18 protein-coding genes are annotated in these 20,276 nt (G+C 61.1%); 4 read left to right on the top strand and 14 right to left on the bottom strand.

Features of this window, described 5'->3' with window-relative positions:
- Positions 1-11 precede the first annotated feature (11 nt).
- Positions 12-1,274, top strand: a complete 1,263-nt coding sequence (locus tag NA645_RS16475) for a cytochrome P450 (protein ID WP_256049846.1) — start codon at positions 12-14, stop codon at positions 1,272-1,274.
- Here NA645_RS16475 and NA645_RS16470 read toward each other — a convergent pair whose 3' ends face one another.
- The 12 genes from NA645_RS16470 to NA645_RS16415 all read right to left on the bottom strand — a co-directional run bounded on the left by NA645_RS16470 (position 1,275) and on the right by NA645_RS16415 (position 16,041).
- A complete protein-coding gene (locus NA645_RS16470) occupies positions 1,275-4,076 on the bottom strand; it encodes a hybrid sensor histidine kinase/response regulator (protein ID WP_256049844.1) in 2,802 nt (933 codons plus the stop codon). It lies immediately after the preceding gene.
- Between the two features lie 115 nt (positions 4,077-4,191).
- Positions 4,192-5,481: a phosphoribosylamine--glycine ligase gene (gene purD, locus NA645_RS16465; protein WP_256049843.1), complete on the bottom strand. Its 1,290-nt coding sequence runs from the start codon at positions 5,479-5,481 to the stop codon at positions 4,192-4,194.
- A 197-nt stretch (positions 5,482-5,678) separates the two neighbouring features.
- Entirely contained in the window at positions 5,679-7,283 is a 1,605-nt protein-coding gene (purH, locus tag NA645_RS16460) for a bifunctional phosphoribosylaminoimidazolecarboxamide formyltransferase/IMP cyclohydrolase (RefSeq protein ID WP_256049842.1), read from the bottom strand.
- 147 nt (positions 7,284-7,430) lie between these two features.
- Entirely contained in the window at positions 7,431-7,751 is a 321-nt protein-coding gene (gene fis, locus NA645_RS16455) for a DNA-binding transcriptional regulator Fis (RefSeq protein WP_131649971.1), read from the bottom strand.
- Entirely contained in the window at positions 7,748-8,761 is a 1,014-nt protein-coding gene (dusB, locus tag NA645_RS16450; RefSeq protein ID WP_256049841.1) for a tRNA dihydrouridine synthase DusB, read from the bottom strand. Before dusB ends, fis begins: the two co-directional genes overlap by 4 nt.
- 188 nt (positions 8,762-8,949) lie before the next feature.
- Positions 8,950-10,221, bottom strand: coding sequence for a DUF3426 domain-containing protein (locus NA645_RS16445; protein ID WP_256049840.1), 1,272 nt, complete (start codon positions 10,219-10,221; stop codon positions 8,950-8,952).
- Between the two features lie 109 nt (positions 10,222-10,330).
- Complete coding sequence (prmA, locus tag NA645_RS16440) at positions 10,331-11,212, bottom strand: 50S ribosomal protein L11 methyltransferase (RefSeq protein WP_256049839.1); 882 nt, start codon at positions 11,210-11,212, stop codon at positions 10,331-10,333.
- Between the two features lie 110 nt (positions 11,213-11,322).
- A complete protein-coding gene (gene accC, locus NA645_RS16435; RefSeq protein ID WP_256049838.1) occupies positions 11,323-12,672 on the bottom strand; it encodes an acetyl-CoA carboxylase biotin carboxylase subunit in 1,350 nt (449 codons plus the stop codon).
- A gap of 17 nt (positions 12,673-12,689) precedes the next feature.
- On the bottom strand, positions 12,690-13,145 hold the full coding sequence (accB, locus tag NA645_RS16430) for an acetyl-CoA carboxylase biotin carboxyl carrier protein (protein WP_131649976.1): 456 nt from the start codon (positions 13,143-13,145) through the stop codon (positions 12,690-12,692).
- A gap of 79 nt (positions 13,146-13,224) precedes the next feature.
- The gene (aroQ, locus tag NA645_RS16425; protein ID WP_256049837.1) at positions 13,225-13,668 is read right to left on the bottom strand and encodes a type II 3-dehydroquinate dehydratase; all 444 of its coding nucleotides are present in this window, start codon (positions 13,666-13,668) and stop codon (positions 13,225-13,227) included.
- A 199-nt stretch (positions 13,669-13,867) separates the two neighbouring features.
- A complete protein-coding gene (locus NA645_RS16420; RefSeq protein WP_256049836.1) occupies positions 13,868-15,646 on the bottom strand; it encodes a protein-disulfide reductase DsbD in 1,779 nt (592 codons plus the stop codon).
- Between the two features lie 71 nt (positions 15,647-15,717).
- Positions 15,718-16,041 carry a Rieske (2Fe-2S) protein gene (locus NA645_RS16415; protein WP_256049835.1) on the bottom strand — a complete coding sequence of 108 codons (324 nt, stop codon included), beginning with the start codon at positions 16,039-16,041 and terminating at the stop codon, positions 15,718-15,720.
- Between the two features lie 130 nt (positions 16,042-16,171).
- On the opposite strand from NA645_RS16415, the gene NA645_RS16410 reads away from it, so the two are divergent.
- Genes NA645_RS16410 through NA645_RS16400 form a run of 3 tightly spaced genes read left to right on the top strand, consistent with a single transcriptional unit; the run spans position 16,172 to position 18,859 of the window.
- Positions 16,172-17,209 carry a FecCD family ABC transporter permease gene (locus NA645_RS16410; protein WP_272892113.1) on the top strand — a complete coding sequence of 346 codons (1,038 nt, stop codon included), beginning with the start codon at positions 16,172-16,174 and terminating at the stop codon, positions 17,207-17,209.
- On the top strand, positions 17,209-17,976 hold the full coding sequence (locus NA645_RS16405) for a heme ABC transporter ATP-binding protein (protein WP_256049834.1): 768 nt from the start codon (positions 17,209-17,211) through the stop codon (positions 17,974-17,976). Before NA645_RS16410 ends, NA645_RS16405 begins: the two co-directional genes overlap by 1 nt.
- A gap of 10 nt (positions 17,977-17,986) precedes the next feature.
- Positions 17,987-18,859 (top strand): ChaN family lipoprotein, encoded by an 873-nt coding sequence (locus NA645_RS16400; RefSeq protein WP_256049833.1) that lies wholly within the window; start codon positions 17,987-17,989, stop codon positions 18,857-18,859.
- 240 nt (positions 18,860-19,099) lie between these two features.
- Here the strand turns inward: NA645_RS16400 and NA645_RS16395 are convergent, their stop codons facing one another.
- Together NA645_RS16395 and NA645_RS16390 are read right to left on the bottom strand one after the other, a co-directional pair.
- Complete coding sequence (locus NA645_RS16395) at positions 19,100-19,897, bottom strand: cyclic nucleotide-binding domain-containing protein (RefSeq protein WP_256049832.1); 798 nt, start codon at positions 19,895-19,897, stop codon at positions 19,100-19,102.
- Positions 19,898-20,002: 105 nt separating this feature from the next.
- Positions 20,003-20,275, bottom strand: coding sequence for a TfoX/Sxy family protein (locus tag NA645_RS16390; protein WP_256049831.1), 273 nt, complete (start codon positions 20,273-20,275; stop codon positions 20,003-20,005).
- Position 20,276: the final 1 nt, after the last annotated feature.

The raw sequence follows: 20,276 nt of genomic DNA, 5'->3' as shown, positions 1-20,276 counted from the left end.
AGGAAACAGTAGTGCCTGATATCCCGCGTGATCTACAAGCAGAGAGTTCGCTTTCGTTGCTCAGCGAAGGGTACTCGTTCATTCCCAGCCGATGTCAGCGGCTTGGATCAGACATCTTCCAGGTCCGCCTGCTGCTGCAGAACACGATCTGCATGAGCGGCGAAGAGGCTGCGAAGTTGTTTTACGACGAGCAGCTATTCGAGCGTCAGCACGCCGCACCGCGCATGCTGCAGAAAACGCTGTTTGGCCAAGGCGGTGTGCAGGGGCTGGATGGTGAGGCCCATCGGCATCGCAAGCGACTATTTATGTCGTTGCTGACCGACGGCGCGGTCGCTGAATTGGTGCGGCTGAGCGAGACCCACTGGCAGGCGGCGATCGAGACGTGGCAGCGTAGCGATCGCATCGTCCTCATGCCCGAGGTCCAGGCGATTCTCACCCGTTCGGTGTGTGAGTGGGCCGGCGTACCGCTCGCCGAGGGTGAAGTACTACTGCGTCGTGATCAGCTGGCCGCCATGATCGATGGCGCCGGTGGTATTGGAGCCCGCCATTTGCGCGCGCGTAAGGCGCGTAAAGAGGCGGAAAATTGGATGATCGGGCTGATCAGCCGAGTGCGAGCCGGGGAACTGCAGGTCGATGAAACTCGGGCGCTGGCGGTGGTCGCGCGGTATCTCGATTTGGGCGGAAAGGCGCTTGATGAGAGAGCGGCGGCGGTCGAAATGCTCAACCTGCTGCGCCCGACTGTAGCGGTTACACGCTTCATCATCTACGCCGCGCTGGAGTTGCTGGCGCATCCAGAATGGCAGCAGCGGTTGCGGCGAGATGATGCTGCGCTGGAACTCTTTGCACAGGAAGTTCGCCGACTCCATGCCTTTTTTCCTTTCACGGCGGCGCGCGTGCGAACGGATTTCGAATGGCGGGGCTATCACTTCCCAAAAGGTACGCGAGTGCTCCTGGACCTCTACGGGACCAATCGAGACTCGCGGCTCTGGACTGAGCCTGAAGCGTTTCGTCCCGAACGTTTCGCCACCTGGGATGGCAGCGCGTTCAATTTCATCACTCAGGGCGGTGGCGATGCCGCGACAGGGCATCGCTGTCCCGGCGAGCCCTTGGCGATCGCACTGCTGATGAGTGCACTGCGCATGCTGACGCGGCGGATGACTTACGCGGTCCCTGCTCAGGATTTACGGATGGACGCTTCACGAATGCCAGCGCAACCGGAAAGCCTCCTGATAATTGAGGATGTGCGCAGCGTGTCGCCAATTTCCCAGCTTTGATCAGGGGCGGTTGTGCCGATCCGCAGAGGCTGCCGCTCGGATATCTACCCAACGTTCGATCAGTTCACGCAGCTGCGACATCTCGACGGGTTTGGACATGTGCCCATCCATGCCGGCTTCGCGGGCGCGCTCTCGATGCTCGCTGAGAATATGAGCCGTCAGCGCCACCACAGGCGTACGTGGGCGGCCTGCCAAAGACTCCCAGGCGCGTAGCCTCGCGGTCGCCTCGAAGCCGTCCATGACAGGCATCTCGCAGTCCATCAGCACCAGATCGTAGGGTTGCGTCTTGATCAGTTCGAGCGCTTCCTCGCCGTTGCTGGCCGTGTCCGGCTTGAGGTTCAGCTTGTTCAGCATGCCTCGGATGACTTTGGTGGAAATACTGTTGTCCTCGGCGACCAGGATGCGGAAGTCGTCCGGTACCGAAAACGATGTGTTGGATTGAATGGCGGTGGAGGCTACGGTAGTGGTGCGGCGAGAGATCTCATCGGCGAGGGTGGTTTTCAGGGTGTAGCCGGCAACGGGTTTGGCCAGGATGCGCTTGATTCCGGCGTTGCGCGCAATGATCTTGCTCGGCGCGCTGCTCATACCGGTCAGCATGATCAGCAGAATGTCGTGGTTGATGCTGAAGTCTTCCTTGATCTTGCTGGCCAGCTGCATACCCGTCATGCCGGGCATGTCCTGATCGAGCAGGACGACATCGAAGTATTCGTGCAGGTGCGCTTTGGTGCGGAGCAAGGCAAGCGCCTCCTTGCCAGAGGCCACGGCACTGACATCCAGGCCCCAGCTGCTGCACTGCTGGCTGATTACCTTCCGACAGGTGTCGTTGTCATCGACCACCAGCAGGCGTGCCCCTTTCAATTGGCTGTCGAGATCGCTGGCGGGTTGTTCGGTAAGCTCAGCACCCAACGGCAGGCTTATCCATAACGTGTTGCCCGAGATGCCGCCGGTCTGGATGCCGAACTCACCGTCCATCAAGTGAACGAGTTGTCTGGCGATGATCAGACCGAGTCGGCCGCCGTGGCGGGTTGCGGCGAGGAAGTCACGGCTATCCAGGGCAGCATTGAGCAACGCATCGCGTTCCTGCGCTTCCAAGGGTCGCCCGCTGTCTTGCACGGTGATGCGCAGACGCGGAGGCGCTTCGTGCTCGTCCACCGCCGCGATCAGCAGGACTTCGCCTTCTTCCGTCTGCTTGAAGGCATTTTCGAGCAGGTTCAGCAAGGCTTGGCGCAGACGGGTAGGGTCGCCTGCGACGACATGTGGAATCTGCGGCTGAACAAAGCTGATCAACTCGACCTTCTGCTGCTCGGCCTTGGCCCGGAAGATACTCAGACAGTCCTCGATCAGGGCGTTGAGGTCGAACTGAACATCGTCCAGTTCGATTTGTCCGGACTCCAGCTTGGAAATATCTAGGATCTCGTTGATCAGGTTGAGCAGTTCGTTGCCGGAGCTGTGAATCGTCTGTACGTAATCGCGCTGTTTGGCCGACAGGGAAGTGTCCAGCAACAACTCGCTCATACCCAGCACCCCGTTCATGGGGGTGCGAATTTCGTGGCTGATCTTGGCCAGAAAGTCTGCCTTGGTCCGTAGCTCAGCGCTGGTGACCGCCTCAGCAGTGTGTTGATTGCGACTGTTGGCTTGGATCTGCCGTTGTCGCTCCAGCAATGCGAAGCTGAGGATCAGCCCTGAGCATGTCGCGACGCTGAACATGATGCCGGTCAGCCAGTTGGGATCGAGCTGGTCGAAGCCCAGCAGAATGGGCAGAACGAATAAAAAGCCGCCATCGAACAACAGCATGCCGGCGACCACTAGTCTGGCGGGCTCATAGCGCTGCCGCCAATGATGGATCGCCACCGCGGTAACGCTGAGCGCAGTGACCAATACCGAGACGTAGATCAGCCAGCTGAACCACAATTCGCCGGTGAGCAATATGATGGTTGCCAAAGCGATGACAACGCCTGCTAGCGTCGCCAGCAACCACGTCACCCAGGGTCGCGTGCGGTGCTGGAAGAAACCAAAGGTGTAGGCAAGCAAGGACAGGCAGGTGAGCAGCGCCGCCATATCGGCAATCAATGGCTGGCTATAGATCAGGTTCGGTATCCATACCGCCAGCAATCCGAGGTTCGCCATGGCGCAGATCAGCAGCGCGCCGTGTAGCAAAGCCAGCCATACATGGCTGTAACTGAGCGTGTAGGCGAAGCGCAGCAGGTTGTAGACCATCAGCAGCGCCAGGGCACCGAACAACGCACCGAACAGGTACGCCGGGCGGGCCTGCTCGACCAGCCCAGCTTCGTCGATCGTATAGAACCAAGTCATGATCGGGTGCGACGACTGCAACCGAACGTAGGCCTCGCGAGGCGCATCGTCGTTGGGCAGCGAGAACAGGTAAGCGCGCGTCGGCAGAGGGCGCGAATCCAGCGGTCTCAGCTCGCCGGTTTCAATATGTTGCTCGAGCTGCCCATCGCGTAGCAGGTAGAAATCGAGATATTGCACGCGAGGGGCGAATACCCACAGCCAGTTCGGCTGAGTGAAGGGGGGGAGGCTCACCTGTAGCCAAACGGCGCTGTCGCTTGCCGGAGCAGCATAGGAGCGGGTGTCGATTCGCTGGAACAGACTACGCTGATCCAGAACCTCGTCGAGCGTAAGCAGGCCTGACTGGTCGACGAGCAATCGCCAGTTGGGTTCCGTTTGTTGCGTGGCGGCAGCGGGGTCGGGAGAGAGTGGCTCGGCTACCGCGTCGAATGACGACAGCGCAGCCAGCAATAGACTGAAGGCAAAAGCAATGGCGACTCTGAGTCGACGCACGATTGAAGTCCCTTCATCTGTCTGACGGCAGATTATAGCCATCGCCATGTGCCCCTGTAATGCGTGCAACGGAAGATAAGCTCTGCCGTTGCGCACATTCCAGCGAGTTTCTCGCTCAGCTTTTGCCCTGTTCGCGCGCAATTGCACGGTAGCCGATGTCATGGCGGTAGAAGTGGCCGTCCCATTCGACGCGTGCAGCCAGCGCGTAGGCGTTCTGCTGGGCTGCCGAGACCGTTTCGCCCATGGCCGTTGCGCAGAGCACGCGTCCACCTGAGGTGGTGATCGCTCCGTCCGCCAGCGTCGTGCCGGCATGGAAGATCTTGCCTTCCAGTTGCGCTGCAGCCTCCAGGCCGCGAATCGTCGCGCCCTTGCTGTAATCGCCGGGGTAGCCTCCAGCCGCGAGAACGACGCCCAGACTCGGGCGAGGATCCCATTGTGCCTCGATCTTATTCAGCGCCTTCGCCAGTGCGGCCTCGACCAGGAGCACCAGGCTCGATTGCAGGCGCAGCATTATGGGCTGGGTTTCCGGATCGCCGAAGCGGCAATTGAACTCGATGACCTTCGGTGCGCCGGCCTTGTCGATCATCAGGCCGGCATAGAGAAAGCCGGTGTAGACGTTGCCTTCGGCGGCCATGCCCTTGACGGTCGGCCAGATGACCTCGTCCATGACACGCTGATGAACCTCAGCAGTGACCACCGGAGCGGGCGAGTAGGCGCCCATGCCGCCGGTATTCGGCCCGCTGTCCCCGTCACCGACGCGCTTGTGATCCTGGCTGGTGGCCATCGGCAGGACGTTCTCGCCATCGACCATGACGATGAAGCTGGCCTCTTCGCCATCGAGAAATTCCTCGATCACGACGCGTGCGCCGGCATCACCGAAGGCGTTGCCCGAGAGCATGTCGCGTACGGCTTCTTCAGCTTCGGCCAGGGTCATGGCGACGATCACGCCCTTGCCGGCGGCCAGGCCGTCGGCCTTGATCACGATGGGGGCGCCTTTCTCGTGCAGATAAGCCAGCGCCGGCTCCACCTCGGTGAAGTTCTGATAGTCGGCGGTAGGAATCTGGTGACGAGCGAGGAAGTCTTTGGTGAAGGCCTTCGAGCCTTCCAGCTGTGCGGCGGCGGCGGTAGGGCCGAAGCAGTCCAGGCCACGCGAACGGAACAGATCGACCACGCCTTTGACCAGCGGCGCTTCCGGACCGACGATGGTCAGTTGCACGTTCTGCTCGGCGAAGTCCGCCAGTTGCTCGATGGCCAGCACGTCGATGGCGACGTTCTGGCACTTGGCCTCGGTCGCCGTACCGGCATTGCCTGGCGCGACGAAAACCTTCGCAACGCGCGGATCCTGCGCGACCTTCCAGGCCAGCGCATGCTCGCGGCCGCCGCTGCCGATGATCAGTACGTTCATGAAATTCTCCTGATGGGTCCGGACGATGCCGGATCGTTGGGTATCGCTTCGCTCCTCCCAACCTACGGATCTCGAGGTCGTAATCGGGTCGGTAGATGCAATGCGCCCGGCTCTTCACCAAGCGGTTGCCTTCTGGCAAATGAGCATTGGGAAAGAGCCGGGCAACCAGCAGGTGCCAATCCGAGTGCGACCGTCAGTTAGTGCCTGAAATGACGCATGCCGGTGAACACCATGGCAATGCCTGCTTCGTCTGCTGCGGCGATGACTTCGGCGTCGCGCATCGAGCCGCCCGGCTGAATCACCGCAGTGATGCCGGCTTTGGCGGCGTTGTCGATACCGTCGCGGAAGGGGAAGAAGGCATCCGAGGCCATGACCGCACCGGGTACCGGCAGGCCAGCATGTTCGGCCTTGATGGCGGCGATGCGGGCTGAGTTGACCCGGCTCATCTGACCGGCGCCGACACCGACGGTCTGGCGGTTCTTGGCGTAGACGATGGCGTTGGATTTGACGAACTTGGCCACCTTCCAGGCGAAGATCAGGTCGTGGATTTCCTGCTCGGTCGGGGCGCGTTGAGTCACGATCTTCAGGTCGTCCGCGGTAATCATGCCGATGTCGCGGCTTTGTACCAGCAAGCCGCCGTTGACCCGCTTGTAGTCCCAACCCGGCGCGCGTTCGGCCGGCCATTGGCCGCACTCGAGCAGGCGCACGTTGGCCTTGGCGGCGACAACCTCACGGGCTTCGGCGGAAATGCTCGGCGCAATGATCACTTCGACGAACTGACGCTCGACGATGGCGCGGGCGGTTTCACCGTCCAGCTCGCGGTTGAAGGCGATGATGCCGCCGAACGCCGATTCGCTGTCGGTGGCATAGGCCAGCTCGTAGGCCTGGCGGATGCCGCCTTCGTCTTCCGGCACCACGGCGACGCCGCAAGGGTTGGCGTGTTTGACGATGACGCAGGCCGGCTTGACGAAGCTCTTCACGCATTCCAGGGCGGCGTCGGTGTCGGCTACGTTGTTGAACGACAGTTCCTTGCCCTGCAGTTGGGTAGCGGTCGCGACGCAGGCTTCATCGGGCTGTTCGACGTAGAAGGCGGCGATCTGATGCGGATTCTCGCCGTAGCGCATGTCCTGCGCCTTGACGAACTGCGTGGTGAAGGTGCGAGGCAACAGGCTGCGGCCTTCGGTGGAAAGGGTTTCGACGCTCTGGTCGATGGTGCCCAGGTAGTTGGCAATCATGCCGTCGTAGGAAGCGGTGTGTTCGAAGGCTTTGAGGGCCAGATCGAAGCGCTGCGCGTAAGTCAGGCCGCCGTTGCGCAGATTCTCAATGATGCCGGCGTAGTCATCAGCATTGACCACGATGGCTACGTCTTTATGGTTTTTCGCAGCGCTACGAACCATAGTCGGACCGCCGATATCGATGTTTTCGATGGCGTCCGGGAGCGTGCAGCCGGGTTTGGCGACGGTGGCGGCGAACGGGTAGAGATTGACCGCCACCAGATCGATCGGGGCGATGCCGTGCTCGGCCATGACCGCACTGTCCAGATCGCGACGGCCAAGAATGCCGCCGTGGATCTTCGGATGCAGTGTCTTGACCCGACCGTCCATCATTTCCGGAAAGCCGGTGTAGTCTGCGACTTCGACGGCGGTGATATCGTTCTCGCGCAGCAGCTTGTAGGTGCCGCCAGTGGACAGGATCTCGACACCGAGGGCGGCGAGTTCACGGGCGAATTCAACGACGCCAGTCTTGTCGGACACGCTGATCAGCGCGCGGCGGACGGGAAGGCGGAGGGAATGGTCGGTCATCTTTATTCCAGTCGATGGAGGCGGATTCGGGTCAGCTAGCTAGAAGCTAGAAGCTAGAAGCTAGAAGCTAGAAGCTAGAAGCTAGAAGCTAGAAGTCGAGCCGTATGCCGAGGCTGGAAACGTCCGGCTTCCAGCTTTTGGTTCGGCTTACAGCAGGTCGTACTGCTTGAGTTTCTTGCGCAGAGTGCCGCGATTCAGGCCCAGCAGTTCTGAGGCCTTGGTCTGGTTGCCCTTGACGTAATTCATTACGGTTTCGAGCAGTGGTGCTTCCACTTCGGAAAGGACCAGGTTGTAAACGTCCGTGACGTCCGCACCTTCCAGATGGGCAAAGTAATTGTGCAACGCCTTCTCGACACTGCCACGCAGGGTCTGGCCTGCTTCGCTCGGCGTGTTGAGGTGTTGCTTGAGGTTCACGTTGTCGCTCACGGATGTTGTTCCAGTTACCAGTGTTTCGTTCAACAGCGTCATGCAGCCACCCCTTTCCCTTCCCCCGAGTCAGGGCCTGTTCGGCGTTCGGCAAAGAATGCTCGAACACTGGCGCATTGCGCGTCCCTGTCTTCCAAACCATTGAACCGGGCGCGATATTCACGCGCGCCGGGTAGTGTTGCGAGATACCAGCCGACATGCTTGCGCGCGATGCGCACACCCATGACATCGCCATAGAAGGCGTGCAGCGCGCTCAGGTGTTCCAGCAGAATGTCTTCGATTTCGGCCAGACCCGGCGGAGCCAGCAGCTCGCCGGTCGCCAGGTAGTGATTGATCTCGCGAAAGATCCAGGGCCTGCCCTGTGCCGCTCGACCAATCAAAAGTGCATCGGCACCTGTTGCGCTCAACACCTGACGCGCCTTTAGCGGCGTATCGATATCCCCATTGGCAAATACCGGTATCGACACCGCCTGCTTGATCGCCGCGATGGTGTCGTACTCGGCGTCGCCCGTATAAAGGTCGGCACGGGTACGGCCATGTACGGCCAGGGCTGCGATTCCGGATTGTTCGGCGATCTTCGCCACCGTCAATCCATTTTTGTTCTGCCTGTCCCAACCGGTGCGGATCTTCAAGGTCACCGGAACATCAACCGCACCGACGACGGCCTCCAGAATTTCAGAGACGAGCCGTTCATCTTTCATCAACGCCGATCCGGCGGCCTTGTTACAAACTTTCTTCGCCGGGCAGCCCATGTTGATGTCGATGATCTGCGCGCCCAGCTCGACATTGCGAGCGGCGGCTTCGGCCAGCATCTGCGGATCGCCACCGGCGATCTGCACTGAACGCGGCTCCGGATCACCTTCATGCAGCAGGCGCAGTCGCGATTTGCGGCTGTTCCACAGGCGTACGTCACTGGTCACCATTTCTGACACCACCAGACCTGCGCCGAGACGCCGACAAAGCTGGCGGAACGGCTGATCGGTCACACCGGCCATGGGTGCGAGGATCAATCGATTCGGAAGGGTATAGGGGCCGATGCGTACCGCTGACATGAAGATTCCCTGCTTGGAGCCTGCTTGTTAGGTCGATCGGGACAGCAAAAAAGGGTGTGCATAATACCCGCTCCGGATGACGGGTTAAAGGTTGTTTTGAACAAAATCTGAGCAGCCCTAAGCTTATAACCAGCGCAGGGATTGGCACGCCGATACGACAGGCGGTGGAGGCGATAGCGTGTTTGGCACTAATCCGGCGAGCGGAAGCTCAGGCTGTAGTTAACTGCCTTTGCGCCTGGGTCGAGGATGTCCAGAGCGATATGAATGGGAATCTGCGATGGCATTTCCCGCCGACCGGCAAGCTCCCCCGACAGGTACTCGCCAGGTTTGAACGTGCGCTGGGCCAGTGTCTGCCCGTTGATGTCGGCGAAGCGGATTTCCAGCAGTGGAAACGGCTGGGCGAACGATGCGCGGTTGTAGATGATCGCATCGACCACCAGCGCTCCGGCGAAGTCGGGATGGCTACGCACCACCAGATTGCTGCTTTTGATCTGGCTGATATCGACCCTGGGCGGCAGCTCGCAGCCCAGAGCGGGGCAGATTCGCTCCAGCCACGGGCGATATTGGTCTTGTCGCGACACTTCATCGAAGTTGTACGCAACATATTGGCCTGCGAGGGCAAGCAGGGCGATCAGGTTCAGCAAACCCCAGCCCAGCCAGCGTCCCCAGGGGCGGCGGTGCGCTTCCCAGCCGAGTTGCAGGGGTTCGTCGTCGAGCTCGAACAGCGGGTCCTCACGGTTCCTGCGAGTCGTTCGGTCAGGAGCCTGCTCCGCGTCGCCCCTCGGTTCGGCCGCGACTTCCGCCTCGATCAGGCTGGTGAAGACAGGCTCGACGCGCTCCCGCGAATCGGGGTGCTCGTTCAACGGAACGGACCGGCTTGTCAATGGACTTGGCGGCGCGGGATGCTCGGCGCTTACAGGCGTGAAGCGAAGATCGGCTGTCTTGGCCAATGGCTCTGCAGTGAGCGCTGGCTCCGCTTGCGTTCGGTTGTGGTTTGTCGGTGTGTCGGTTTCCGCGCTCAGCAGCTGCTCGGCCCAGGCCTCGTCATCGGCCGATGAGAGTTCATCCGTTGGGGTTCGCAGGCGTTCGCCAGGTTGAGGCTCCAGCTCCAGAAACTCTCGCGACAGCTCTAATTCCTGGCGTTCGAGCTTCGCCAGTTCCTCGTCCAGGTCGAGGCTGTCCAGATCAAGGTCATCGTGGATCCAGAGCGTTTCGTCAGTGGTGGGATGCCGGGACGACGTCGCGTGAGCCGGTGCCGGTTCGCTGTGGGAGGGCTGGCTGGCTGCTGCCGAATCGAGGGCAATGTCGCTCGCGATATCGTCCCCTTGCAGGTAGCGGGCTGCATTGAACAGTTCCATGCAGGCGCCGCAACGCACTACGCCTTGGGCAGCTGCGAGTTGAGCGCGGCTGACCCGAAAGCTTGTACGGCAATGAGGACACTGAGTGACGAAGCTGGTCATGCGTTGGTCCGGCGAAAAATGCCCGTAGTCTAGCGCATGCGCATCGATGTACGGCAGTGGCGTCTCGCAACGGAAATTGCGGCATGGCTGCCGCGATTCGACGCTTTGTTCAAGAGCGTCGAGTTCCCGTGATCCGCACCCAGCCGTCTTTTGCAGCGGTGGGGTCCAGGTCGAAGTGGCCAGCGTAGGCGGCGCGAACCTCTTCGGCTTGTTCGGCTAGAATTCCGGACAAAGCCAGGCGCCCACCGAGTTTGGCGCGCTCGATGATCCGTGGCGCCAGTTCCACCAGCGGTCCGGCCAGGATGTTGGCGACCACGACGTCGAACTGGCCTTCCGGCAATTGCTCGGGCAAATACAGCGGAAAGCGTGCGGGGTCGATGCCGTTGCGTCCGGCATTGTCGCGGGAGGCCTCGATGGCCTGAATATCAATATCGGTACCAACCGCCTTGTCAGCACCCAGCAACAGCGCCGCGATGGCGAGAATTCCCGAGCCGCAACCGAAATCCAGCACCTGCAGGCCGGTCAGCTCTTGAGAATCCAGCCATTCCAGGCACAGCGCGGTGGTGGGGTGGGTACCGGTGCCGAAGGCGAGGCCGGGATCGAGCAACAGGTTCACCGCATCTGGCTCGGGCGCGGCGTGCCAGCTTGGCACGATCCACAAACGACGGCCGAAGCGCATGGGCTGGAAGTTATCCATCCAGCTGCGTTCCCAGTCCTGATCCTCGATGCGTTCCAGCTGGTAGTCGGGCAGTTCGCCGCCGGTCAGTAGCTGCAGGTGGGCGAGCAGGTCGGTTTCATCGACATCGGCTTCGAACAGGGCGAGCAGGTGGGTATGTGACCACAGCGGTGTGGTGCCCAGGTCCGGCTCGAAAATGGGTTGGTCCTCGGCATCCATGAAGGTCACCGATACCGCGCCGACGCCGAGCAGGGCGTCTTCGTAGGTTTGCGCCTGTTCCGGGGCGATGGCGAGGCGAAGTTGTAGCCAGGGCATGCGAAGCTCCCTTCGAAAGCAGCTTCAGGCAACAAGCCTCAAGCTGCAGGAAAAAGAAAGGGAGCGGCTAAGCCGCTCCCTTGGGGTTGCACATCATACAGCTAGCAACGTTAGTGCTTGTCCATACCCAGTTTCTTTTCCAGGTAGTGGATATTCACGCCGCCTTTGCAGAAGCCTTCGTCGCGAACCAGATCGCGATGCAGCGGAATGTTGGTCTTGATGCCGTCGACCACGATCTCGTCCAGCGCGTTGCGCATGCGCATCATGGCTTCTTCGCGCGTCGCACCGTAGGTGATCAGCTTGCCGATCAGCGAGTCGTAGTTCGGCGGAACCGAATAACCGCTGTACAGATGCGAATCAACGCGAACGCCATTGCCGCCCGGTGCGTGGAAATGCTTGACCTTGCCAGGGCTCGGGAGAAATTTCTCCGGGTCCTCGGCGTTGATCCGGCATTCCAGCGAATGGCCACGGATGACCACGTCTTCCTGCTTGATCGACAGCTTGTTGCCCGCGGCGATGCTGAGCATTTCCTTGACGATATCGAAGCCGGTCACCATCTCCGTAACAGGATGCTCGACCTGCACGCGGGTGTTCATTTCGATGAAATAGAAACGACCGTCTTCATAAAGGAACTCGAAGGTGCCGGCGCCACGGTAGCCGATCTCGACGCAGGCGTCGGTGCAGCGCTTGAGCACTTCGGCGCGGGCCTTCTCATCGATGAAAGGCGCTGGTGCTTCTTCCAGTACCTTCTGGTGGCGGCGCTGCAGGGAGCAGTCGCGATCGCCCAGATGAATGGCGTTGCCCTGGCCGTCGGAAAGCACCTGAACTTCCACGTGACGTGGGTTGCCGAGGAATTTCTCCAGATAGACCATCGGGTTGCCGAACGCAGCACCGGCTTCGGTGCGAGTCAGCTTGGCTGACTTGATCAGGTCTTCTTCCTTGTGCACCACGCGCATGCCGCGACCACCGCCGCCGCCTGCAGCCTTGATGATCACCGGGTAACCCACCTCACGGGCGATGCGCAGGGCTTCCTTCTCGTCTTCCGGCAGCGGACCGTCGGAGCCGGGAACCACGGGTACGCCGGACTTGATCATGGCGTCCTTGGCGGAAACCTTGTCGCCCATCAGGCGGATGGTTTCCGCTTTCGGGCCGACGAAGGCAAAACCGGATTTCTCTACCTGTTCGGCGAAGTCGGCGTTCTCGGCGAGAAAGCCGTAGCCGGGGTGAATGGCGGTAGCGCCGGTCACCTCTGCCGCGGCGATGATCGACGGGATGTGCAGATACGAATTGGTGGCAAGGGGCGGGCCGATGCAAACGGACTCGTCCGCCAGGGCCAGGTGCATCAGTTCGCGGTCGGCGGTGGAATGCACCGCGACGGTCTTGATACCCAGCTCCTTGCAGGCTCGCAAGATCCGCAGGGCGATTTCACCGCGGTTTGCGATCAATACTTTTTCCAACATCGCTGGCTCTCCGCGGTTCAAACGATGGTGAACAGCGGCTGGTCGTATTCGACCGGCTGACCATTCTCCACCAGGATGGATTCGATGGTGCCGCTGGTTTCGGCCTCGATGTGGTTCATCATTTTCATGGCTTCGACGATGCAGAGGATGTCGCCCTTCTTGACGCTCTGGCCAACATCGGCGAACGGCTTGGATTCTGGCGAGGAGGCGCGGTAGAAGGTGCCGACCATCGGCGAGCGAACCACGGTGCCGTTCAGCTTCGGAGCAGCCGGAGCGGCGTCAGCGACCGGGGCAGCAGCCACAGGTGCCGCTGCTGGCGCGGCGGGGGCCTGTGCGTAGATCGGCTGTTGCATGGCCACTTGTTTGCTGTGGCGGCTGATGCGTACCGACTCTTCGCCCTCGTGGATCTCCAGTTCGTCGATCCCGGACTCTTCCAGCAGTTCGATCAGTTTCTTGACTTTGCGAATATCCATGAAGCGTTGACTCCCAGGTAAGTTCAAAGGGTGTTGCCGCTCGCTTTATCGAGCCCCGGCATGCTTGCGCGCAGGCCCGTCAGGAAGCAGCGAGTTGTTCCAGGGCAGCCTCCAATGCCAGCCGATAGCCGCTGGCGCCAAGGCCGCAGATCACACCTACCGCGACATCCGAAAAGTAGGAGTGATGGCGGAAAGGTTCACGTTTGTGCACGTTTGAGAGGTGCACTTCGATGAATGGGATGCTCACTGCCAGCAATGCGTCACGTAACGCGACACTTGTGTGTGTGAAGGCGGCAGGATTAATGAGGATGAAGTCGACACCCTCATCGCGAGCGGCGTGAATGCGCTCGATCAATTCGTATTCGGCGTTGGATTGCAGGTGCAGCAGATGGTGGCCGGCATCACGCGCGCGCTGCTCCAGATCCTGATTGATCTGCGCCAGCGTCATCGAGCCGTAGACGCCCGGTTCGCGGGTGCCGAGCAAATTCAGATTCGGGCCGTGAAGGACCAGAAACGTCGCCATGAATATTCCTTGTTGTTGTGTCCGATCGCACCCATAAAGGCGGAGCTGATCGGGAAGGGGAAAAACTATGCACGAAGCGGGGGCTGACTGTCCAGTCATGCTGTGATCGGCGTAAATGCCCGCATTATGAGTGGAGATTGCCGCAAGGTTGCTGGGTGCAATTCCGTTGCGCTGCGATCGCGGCGAAGCGGGGCAGGCCCTAGCGCAATGCCTCAGCGCGGTTCAACCGTTCAGCGAATTGAGCCACGTCGATTTCGCCGACGACACGGGCATCGGAGATTTCCTGGCCGCTGCGATCGAAGAACAGGACGGCCGGTGGGCCGAACAGTTTGTAGCGATCGAGAAGTGCGCGTTGCTGCGCATTGCTTTCGGTGATGTCGAAGCGGATCAGGCGGTAGTCGGCCAGGCGAGGCGCGATCAGCGGATCGGCAAATACTTCGCGCTCGATCACCTTGCAGCTGATGCACCAGTCGGCATACCAGTCGAGCATCAGCGGCTCACCCGCAGCGCGAGCGGCTGCGAGTTGTGCATCGAGTTCCGCTGGCGTCGACAGGGTGTGCCAGTTCTCGACTTGCGCGGCCCCGCTGCCTGCAGCGAGCGTGGCACGTGGCAGCGGCCGCAGCGGATCGGAGCCGCCTTGCAATGCGCCAATCCACGCGGCTAGGGCGTAAACCAGCAATACCAGGCCAAGTAGCTGCGCGAGCTTCTGTCGTGGTGGCTTGGGAGCGAGTTCAAGCGTGCCCAGAAACAACGCCGTACCGGCGGCCAGCAACCCCCACAACGCCAGCGCCAGCGGACCCGGCAGCACGCGTTCGAGCATCCAGACCGCCACGGCGAGCAGCAGAACGCCGAAGGTGTTGCGTACGCTGATCATCCAGGGGCCGCTCTTGGGCAGCAGCGCACCGCCACTGGTGGCGAACAGTACCAGCGGGGCACCCATGCCCAGGCCCAGCGCGAACAGTTTCAAGCCGCCGCCCAGCGCATCGCCGCTGGCGCTGATATACAGCAGGGCGCCTGCCAACGGCGCCGATACGCACGGAGAGACCAGCAGACTGGAGACGCCGCCGAGCAGGGCGGCGCCCGTGAATGAGCCGCCCTTGGCGTTACCGGCCAGACGATCGAGACGACTGCTCAATGCCTGTGGCAGGCGCAGTTCGTACAGGCCGAACATCGCCAGCGCGAAGGCCACGAAGAACAGCGCGAAGGGCACCAGGACCCAGGGTGATTGCAGGCGTGCCTGCAAATTCAGTTCGGCGCCGAACACGCCCATCAGTGCACCCAGCAGGGCAAATCCGCCGGCCATCGGCAACACGTAGGCGAGCGACAGTAGGAAGCTGCGCATGCCGCCGGGCTGTCCACGCAGCACCACGCCGGAAAGGATCGGCAGCATCGGCAGCACGCAGGGTGTGAAGGTCAGGCCCAGGCCGGCGAGAAAGAACAGCGCTAAGGAGCGCCAGGAAAGCGCATCGCCATCTCTGGTATCGCTGGTATCGCTGGGTGCAGCGGCGGCCGGAGTGCCACTTGCGGTGATCTCGAACGACTCGGTTTCCGGTGGATAGCACAGCCCCTTATCGGCGCAGCCTTGGTAGCCGACCTGCAGCGTGAAGGGTCTGTTGTCGGGGTTCCGCACCGGCAGTTCGACGTCGAGTATGCCGTAATAGACTTCGACCTCACCGAAGTACTCGTCGGTCTTCTGCTCGCCTGCCGGAAGCTGTGCGTCGCCGAGAATCACACCGGCGTCGCTCGCCTTGAACTGAAAACGATGCCGGTAGAGGTAGTAGCCTTCGGCGCCGATGAAGCGCAGTTTGATCCGCTCAGGCGTTGCGCTCACCAGGCTCAGGCGGAAGGCTTCACGCACCGGTAGAAAGTCGGCGCTGTTGTCCAGGCCGCCCAGGGTGGCACTGGGGCGACCATCGAACAGGCCCGCAGTGGCAGGAAGGGTGAATAGCAGGATCAGCAGACACAGCAAACGGCGCATGGTCATCTCACTTGGGACAGTGCACGAATGATACCCAACGTGGCGAATCGTCGCCTGGGCGCAACGTCGCACTACCGCGCGTTTTGCAACCAGATGATGCCGTCGCGCTCGGTGCTCGGCAGTGCTCGCAGGGCCTGACCGGCGCACGGGCCGGCTACGCATTCGCCGCTATCGATGAGAAACAGCGCGCCGTGAGTGGCGCACTGGATCAGGCTGCCACTGCTGTCGAGAAACTGGTCCGGGAGCCACTCCAGGGGTATCCCCCGGTGCGGACAGCGGTTCTCGTAGACATGCACGATGTCGTCCTTGCGTATGACAAACAGGCGCTGCCCCTGTATTTCCAGGCCTTTGCTCTGACCTTCGGCGATATCGCTCGCGGCGCATAATCGAATCATGTGTCCCCCTGTCGGCTCGGGATTATCACCCAGGTGCTCGGATCGGTGGAGAGCCAAGGCGGATAAAAGGTGGCGGACCGACTGGCTGGCTTTTATCCTTCGCCCGAACTCCGACCTGGCGACACTCTCGATGAGCCCTGTGCTGACCGCACGCCCCCTGTTCCTTTCGCTGGGCCTGTTGTGGCTGATTGCCTTCTGGCTATCGCTGGCATTGGGGCCGGTCAGCCTGTCGCTCGGTCAAACTCTGCAGGCCATGCTGCGTCTGCTTGGTCTCTCGTTTGGCGCCGAGGGTACAGCGCAGGCCGAACTTATCCTGGGGCAGATACGTTTGCCGCGGGCCTTGCTTGGGATGGCTGCAGGCGCTGTATTGGCGCTCGCCGGCGTCGCCATGCAGGGTTTGTTTCGCAATCCACTGGCCGATCCCGGACTGATCGGCGTCTCGAGTGGTGCCGCATTGGGTGCGGCAATGACTATCGTTGGGGGCGAACTGATCGGCGGCATTTCACCGCTACTGGAACCCTATCTGCTGTCGCTTAGTGCGTTCGTTGGTGGCCTCGGGGTCACCGCGCTGGTCTATCGCCTGGGGCGTCGCGAGGGGCGCACCGATGTCGCCACGATGCTGCTCGCGGGCATCGCGCTGACTGCGCTGGCGGGCGCCATGATCGGGCTGTTCACCTACCTTGCCGATGACAGCACGTTGCGTACCCTGACGTTCTGGAATCTTGGCAGTCTCAACGGTGCAAGTTACGCGCGGCTCTGGCCGTTACTGCTGGTCGCAATGGCGGTGACATGTTGGCTGCCGCGCCGCGCCCGAGCGCTGAATGCGCTGCTGCTGGGCGAATCCGAAGCGCGTCATCTGGGTTTCGACGTCGAGCGGCTCAAGCGCGAGCTGATCTTTTGTACTGCACTGGGCGTGGGGGCGGCAGTGGCTGCCGCGGGCATGATCGGGTTCGTTGGGTTGGTGGTGCCCCATTTGGTACGTCTGTTGGTCGGACCCGACCACCGATTGTTGCTACCGGCCTCGGCGCTGGCTGGCGGCAGTTTGCTGCTGCTGGCCGATCTGCTGGCGCGGCTCGTACTGGCGCCTGCGGAGTTGCCGATCGGCATCGTCACCGCGCTACTGGGCGCGCCGTTCTTCCTTTATCTGTTGCTACGAGGGCGTCGCTGATGCTCTGCGCCCGGAATGTTTCGGTCCGTCGCGGCGCCATGACCGTACTTGAGAACATTGATCTTGAATTGGCGCCAGGCCAGGTTCTGGGCGTGTTGGGCCCCAACGGTGCCGGTAAAAGCACCTTGCTTGGAGCGCTGAGCGGTGAGCTGTCGATCAGCGCCGGTGAGGTGCAGCTGCATCAACGGTCGCTGCATGACTGGGACGGGCCTGAGCGAGCACGCTCTCTGGCGGTGCTGCCGCAGACATCGACGCTGAGTTTCGGGTTCCGTGTCGACGAAGTGGTCAGCCTCGGGCGGTTGCCCCACGCCAGCGGCCAAGACATCGACAGACGGATCGTCGCGGCTGCGTTGCAGGCTGCGGATGCGCAGCACTTGGAAGCCCGCAGTTATCTGGCGTTGTCGGGCGGCGAGCAGCAACGCGTGCACCTTGCGCGCGTGCTGGCGCAGTTGTGGCCAGGTGGCGCCGGGCAGGTCCTGCTGCTGGACGAGCCCACGGCCATGCTCGATCCATTGCATCAGCACGGCATTCTGCAGGCCGTCCGACAGTTCGCGGAGCAGGGCGGCGCGGTCATGGTGATTCTGCATGATCTGAATCTTGCGGCACGCTACTGCGATCACCTGTTGTTGCTGGCGGACGGACGGGCGCGGTTAAGTGGTGCGCCCGAGCAGGTGCTGCGTGCAGAACCGCTGAAGTCGGTATTCGGCCTGGATGTGTTGATACAGCAGCACCCTGAGCGGGGACATCCGCTTGTCATTGCACGCTGAGGAGCTGTCGATGCGATTCTTGTTGCTTATTGGTCTGATCCTGCTGACCGCGTGTCAATCGAACCCGCCATTTCCGTCCTGGCAGAGCCCCGAGGGCCTGGCGCATCCTGATCTTGGTCAGATCATGGAGCTGCGCAGCGGCGAACGGCTTTCGGCACAGCAGCTGGTGAGCGAGTTGGCCGATGTCGATCAGGTATTGATTGGTGAGCGCCATGACAACCCCGATCATCACGCCCTACAGCGCTGGCTTCTTCAGGCGCTGGCTCAGCGGCGCGAGCAGGGCAGCCTGCTATTGGAAATGCTCAACCCGGATCAGCAGAAGCGCGTCGCGCGCGTGCAGGCGTCTATCGGGCGAGGGCAATGGCCGGCGGATCTTCCTGAAGCGCTGGAGTGGCAAAAGGGCTGGGATTGGGACCTTTACGCGCCAGTAGTCGAGTATGCCTTGGCGCAACCTTATCCGATGCTGGCGGCGAATCTCGATCGCGCGGAAATCACTGATATCTACCGCCGCAAGCCGCAGTTGACGGGTGCTGCGGCTGCAGAGCCTGTGCAGAAGAAACTGCTGGCGCAGATACGCGTTTCTCATTGCGACATGCTGCCTGAGGCCCAGCTGCCGGCAATGTTGGCCGTGCAACAGCAGCGCGACCGCCGGATGGCCGAACAAGTGAACGCGGCGCCGAAGCCTGCGGTATTGCTGGCGGGCGCCTTTCATGTGCGGCGTGATCTGGGTGTGCCCTTGCATCTGGCGAATCGCGACACGAAGGTCCTGGTACTCGCCGAGGTGGGCGAGACCTTGAGCGCGGAGCAGGCCGATTTCGTTTGGTTTACACCGGCCCAGCCGCAGCAGGACCATTGCGCCGAGTTCGGTAAAAAGCTGCAGTAGACGTCAGGCAAGCGTACCCGAGGCGGCATGCATTTATGTCAGGCAAAAAAAGACCCGGCAAGAGCCGGGTCAAAACCGTGATTAGCCTGATGAGGAGATAACCTGAAAGTCCGACTGCCTGGCCTTCCAGCTTACCAACTGATCTCTCGATCAGTGGTGCTAATAGTAACAATTCTCATTTCGACGTCAACAGCTGATTCGAAATAAATTTCGCTCAGGAAAATCGGCTTCATTGCGCGGTCAAGCGGAGATTGGCAGGCGCAACTGGGTGACTTCCTTGTTAAGAAGGTCGATCCGCCTAGCCATGCTTTCTATCAGGCTATGCGCGATCTTCGGGTTGTTCTGCATCAAGCTGAGGAACTGATCCTTGGGGATCAGCATGACGGTGCAGGCGGACGTGGCAACGACGCTCGCGCTGCGCTTTTCATGAGTGAACACAGCCATGGCACCGAAGATTTCATCGCGCTGGACATCGCCGACCTTCTGGCCGTCGACAATCGCTTCGGCGTGTCCCTCGATGATGATGAATACATTGTCTGCATCGTCGCCCTGACGAATCAGCTCTTCGCCAGCAGCAAAATGCTGGAATCCGGTCGTCGGATGAATTTCGGGCTGCTTCAGGCGGGCCAGCGCATCAGATAACAGTACCGTCTGGCCGACAAGATATTGCGTAAAGAGCTCCTGTCGGCGCTGATCGGCATGGATATGTTGAAACACCGCGCTGCGTGAATACGGAATCAGGCGGATCGATTCGTCGCTGCGATAACGACAAGCTGGCAAGTCGATGCCTTGGCGAAGGCCGAGAAGATCCCCTTCCTGCATATAGAACAGCGGTCGTTCATCAACGAGCGCATGCAGTAGCCCGCTCTCGATGATGAACAGTTGCTGTTCGGGCAGTTCATCGGTGAGATCGTCAGAACCCTTGATTTCGATAGGTGAGGCAGTAGGTGCCAGGCCTTCCAGGAGTTGCGCGGGGATCCCCTGCAAGCGGTTGATCAGCTGATCGGCATAAGCCGGTTGTTCCCCGAGTAGATACATGACGACAGTCCTTGAACAGCGGGCTCAGAACGGTTGAGCGATGCGCGCACTCACGATAATGCTGTCGAGGGGGAGGAGTAAATCACGCTACGTAGAGGTTGTGAGCTAGCTCTTGTCTCCAGCGTCGCCGCCATTGAGCCGCTGATTCAATTCATTCTTGAGCGTGTCCGGAAGCTCCTTCCAGTTCATGTCCCGCAATGCCCCTTCGATGGCATAAAGCAACACGCGCGATGCGTTGAATCCACGTGACTTGACCGCCTGGTAAGCGTTGATCGCGCCGAGCCGATGCAAGTCCTCGGCTGTATGAATACCCGAGGCGTGCAGCCATTGCGCCGATGTCTTACCTAGGTTTTTCAGGGTCAGCAGCTCGTCGTGCACG

The organism is Stutzerimonas stutzeri (assembly GCF_024448955.1).
GTDB lineage: Bacteria > Pseudomonadota > Gammaproteobacteria > Pseudomonadales > Pseudomonadaceae > Stutzerimonas > Stutzerimonas stutzeri_AQ.
Note: the sequence above shows the minus strand (reverse complement) of the source record. Positions and strands in the feature narration are given on the sequence as shown.

Coding starts and splice junctions, on each gene's coding strand:
- purD (WP_256049843.1), bottom strand. CDS start 5,481: ATGAACGTACTGATCATCGGCAGCGGCGGCCGCGAGCATGCGCTGGCC.
- purH (WP_256049842.1), bottom strand. CDS start 7,283: ATGACCGACCATTCCCTCCGCCTTCCCGTCCGCCGCGCGCTGATCAGC.
- fis (WP_131649971.1), bottom strand. CDS start 7,751: ATGACGCTGTTGAACGAAACACTGGTAACTGGAACAACATCCGTGAGC.
- dusB (WP_256049841.1), bottom strand. CDS start 8,761: ATGTCAGCGGTACGCATCGGCCCCTATACCCTTCCGAATCGATTGATC.
- NA645_RS16445 (WP_256049840.1), bottom strand. CDS start 10,221: ATGACCAGCTTCGTCACTCAGTGTCCTCATTGCCGTACAAGCTTTCGG.
- prmA (WP_256049839.1), bottom strand. CDS start 11,212: ATGCCCTGGCTACAACTTCGCCTCGCCATCGCCCCGGAACAGGCGCAA.
- accC (WP_256049838.1), bottom strand. CDS start 12,672: ATGTTGGAAAAAGTATTGATCGCAAACCGCGGTGAAATCGCCCTGCGG.
- accB (WP_131649976.1), bottom strand. CDS start 13,145: ATGGATATTCGCAAAGTCAAGAAACTGATCGAACTGCTGGAAGAGTCC.
- aroQ (WP_256049837.1), bottom strand. CDS start 13,668: ATGGCGACGTTTCTGGTCCTTCACGGCCCGAATCTGAATTTGCTCGGC.
- NA645_RS16420 (WP_256049836.1), bottom strand. CDS start 15,646: ATGCGCCGTTTGCTGTGTCTGCTGATCCTGCTATTCACCCTTCCTGCC.
- NA645_RS16415 (WP_256049835.1), bottom strand. CDS start 16,041: ATGATTCGATTATGCGCCGCGAGCGATATCGCCGAAGGTCAGAGCAAA.
- NA645_RS16410 (WP_272892113.1), top strand. CDS start 16,172: ATGAGCCCTGTGCTGACCGCACGCCCCCTGTTCCTTTCGCTGGGCCTG.
- NA645_RS16405 (WP_256049834.1), top strand. CDS start 17,209: ATGCTCTGCGCCCGGAATGTTTCGGTCCGTCGCGGCGCCATGACCGTA.
- NA645_RS16400 (WP_256049833.1), top strand. CDS start 17,987: ATGCGATTCTTGTTGCTTATTGGTCTGATCCTGCTGACCGCGTGTCAA.
- NA645_RS16395 (WP_256049832.1), bottom strand. CDS start 19,897: ATGTATCTACTCGGGGAACAACCGGCTTATGCCGATCAGCTGATCAAC.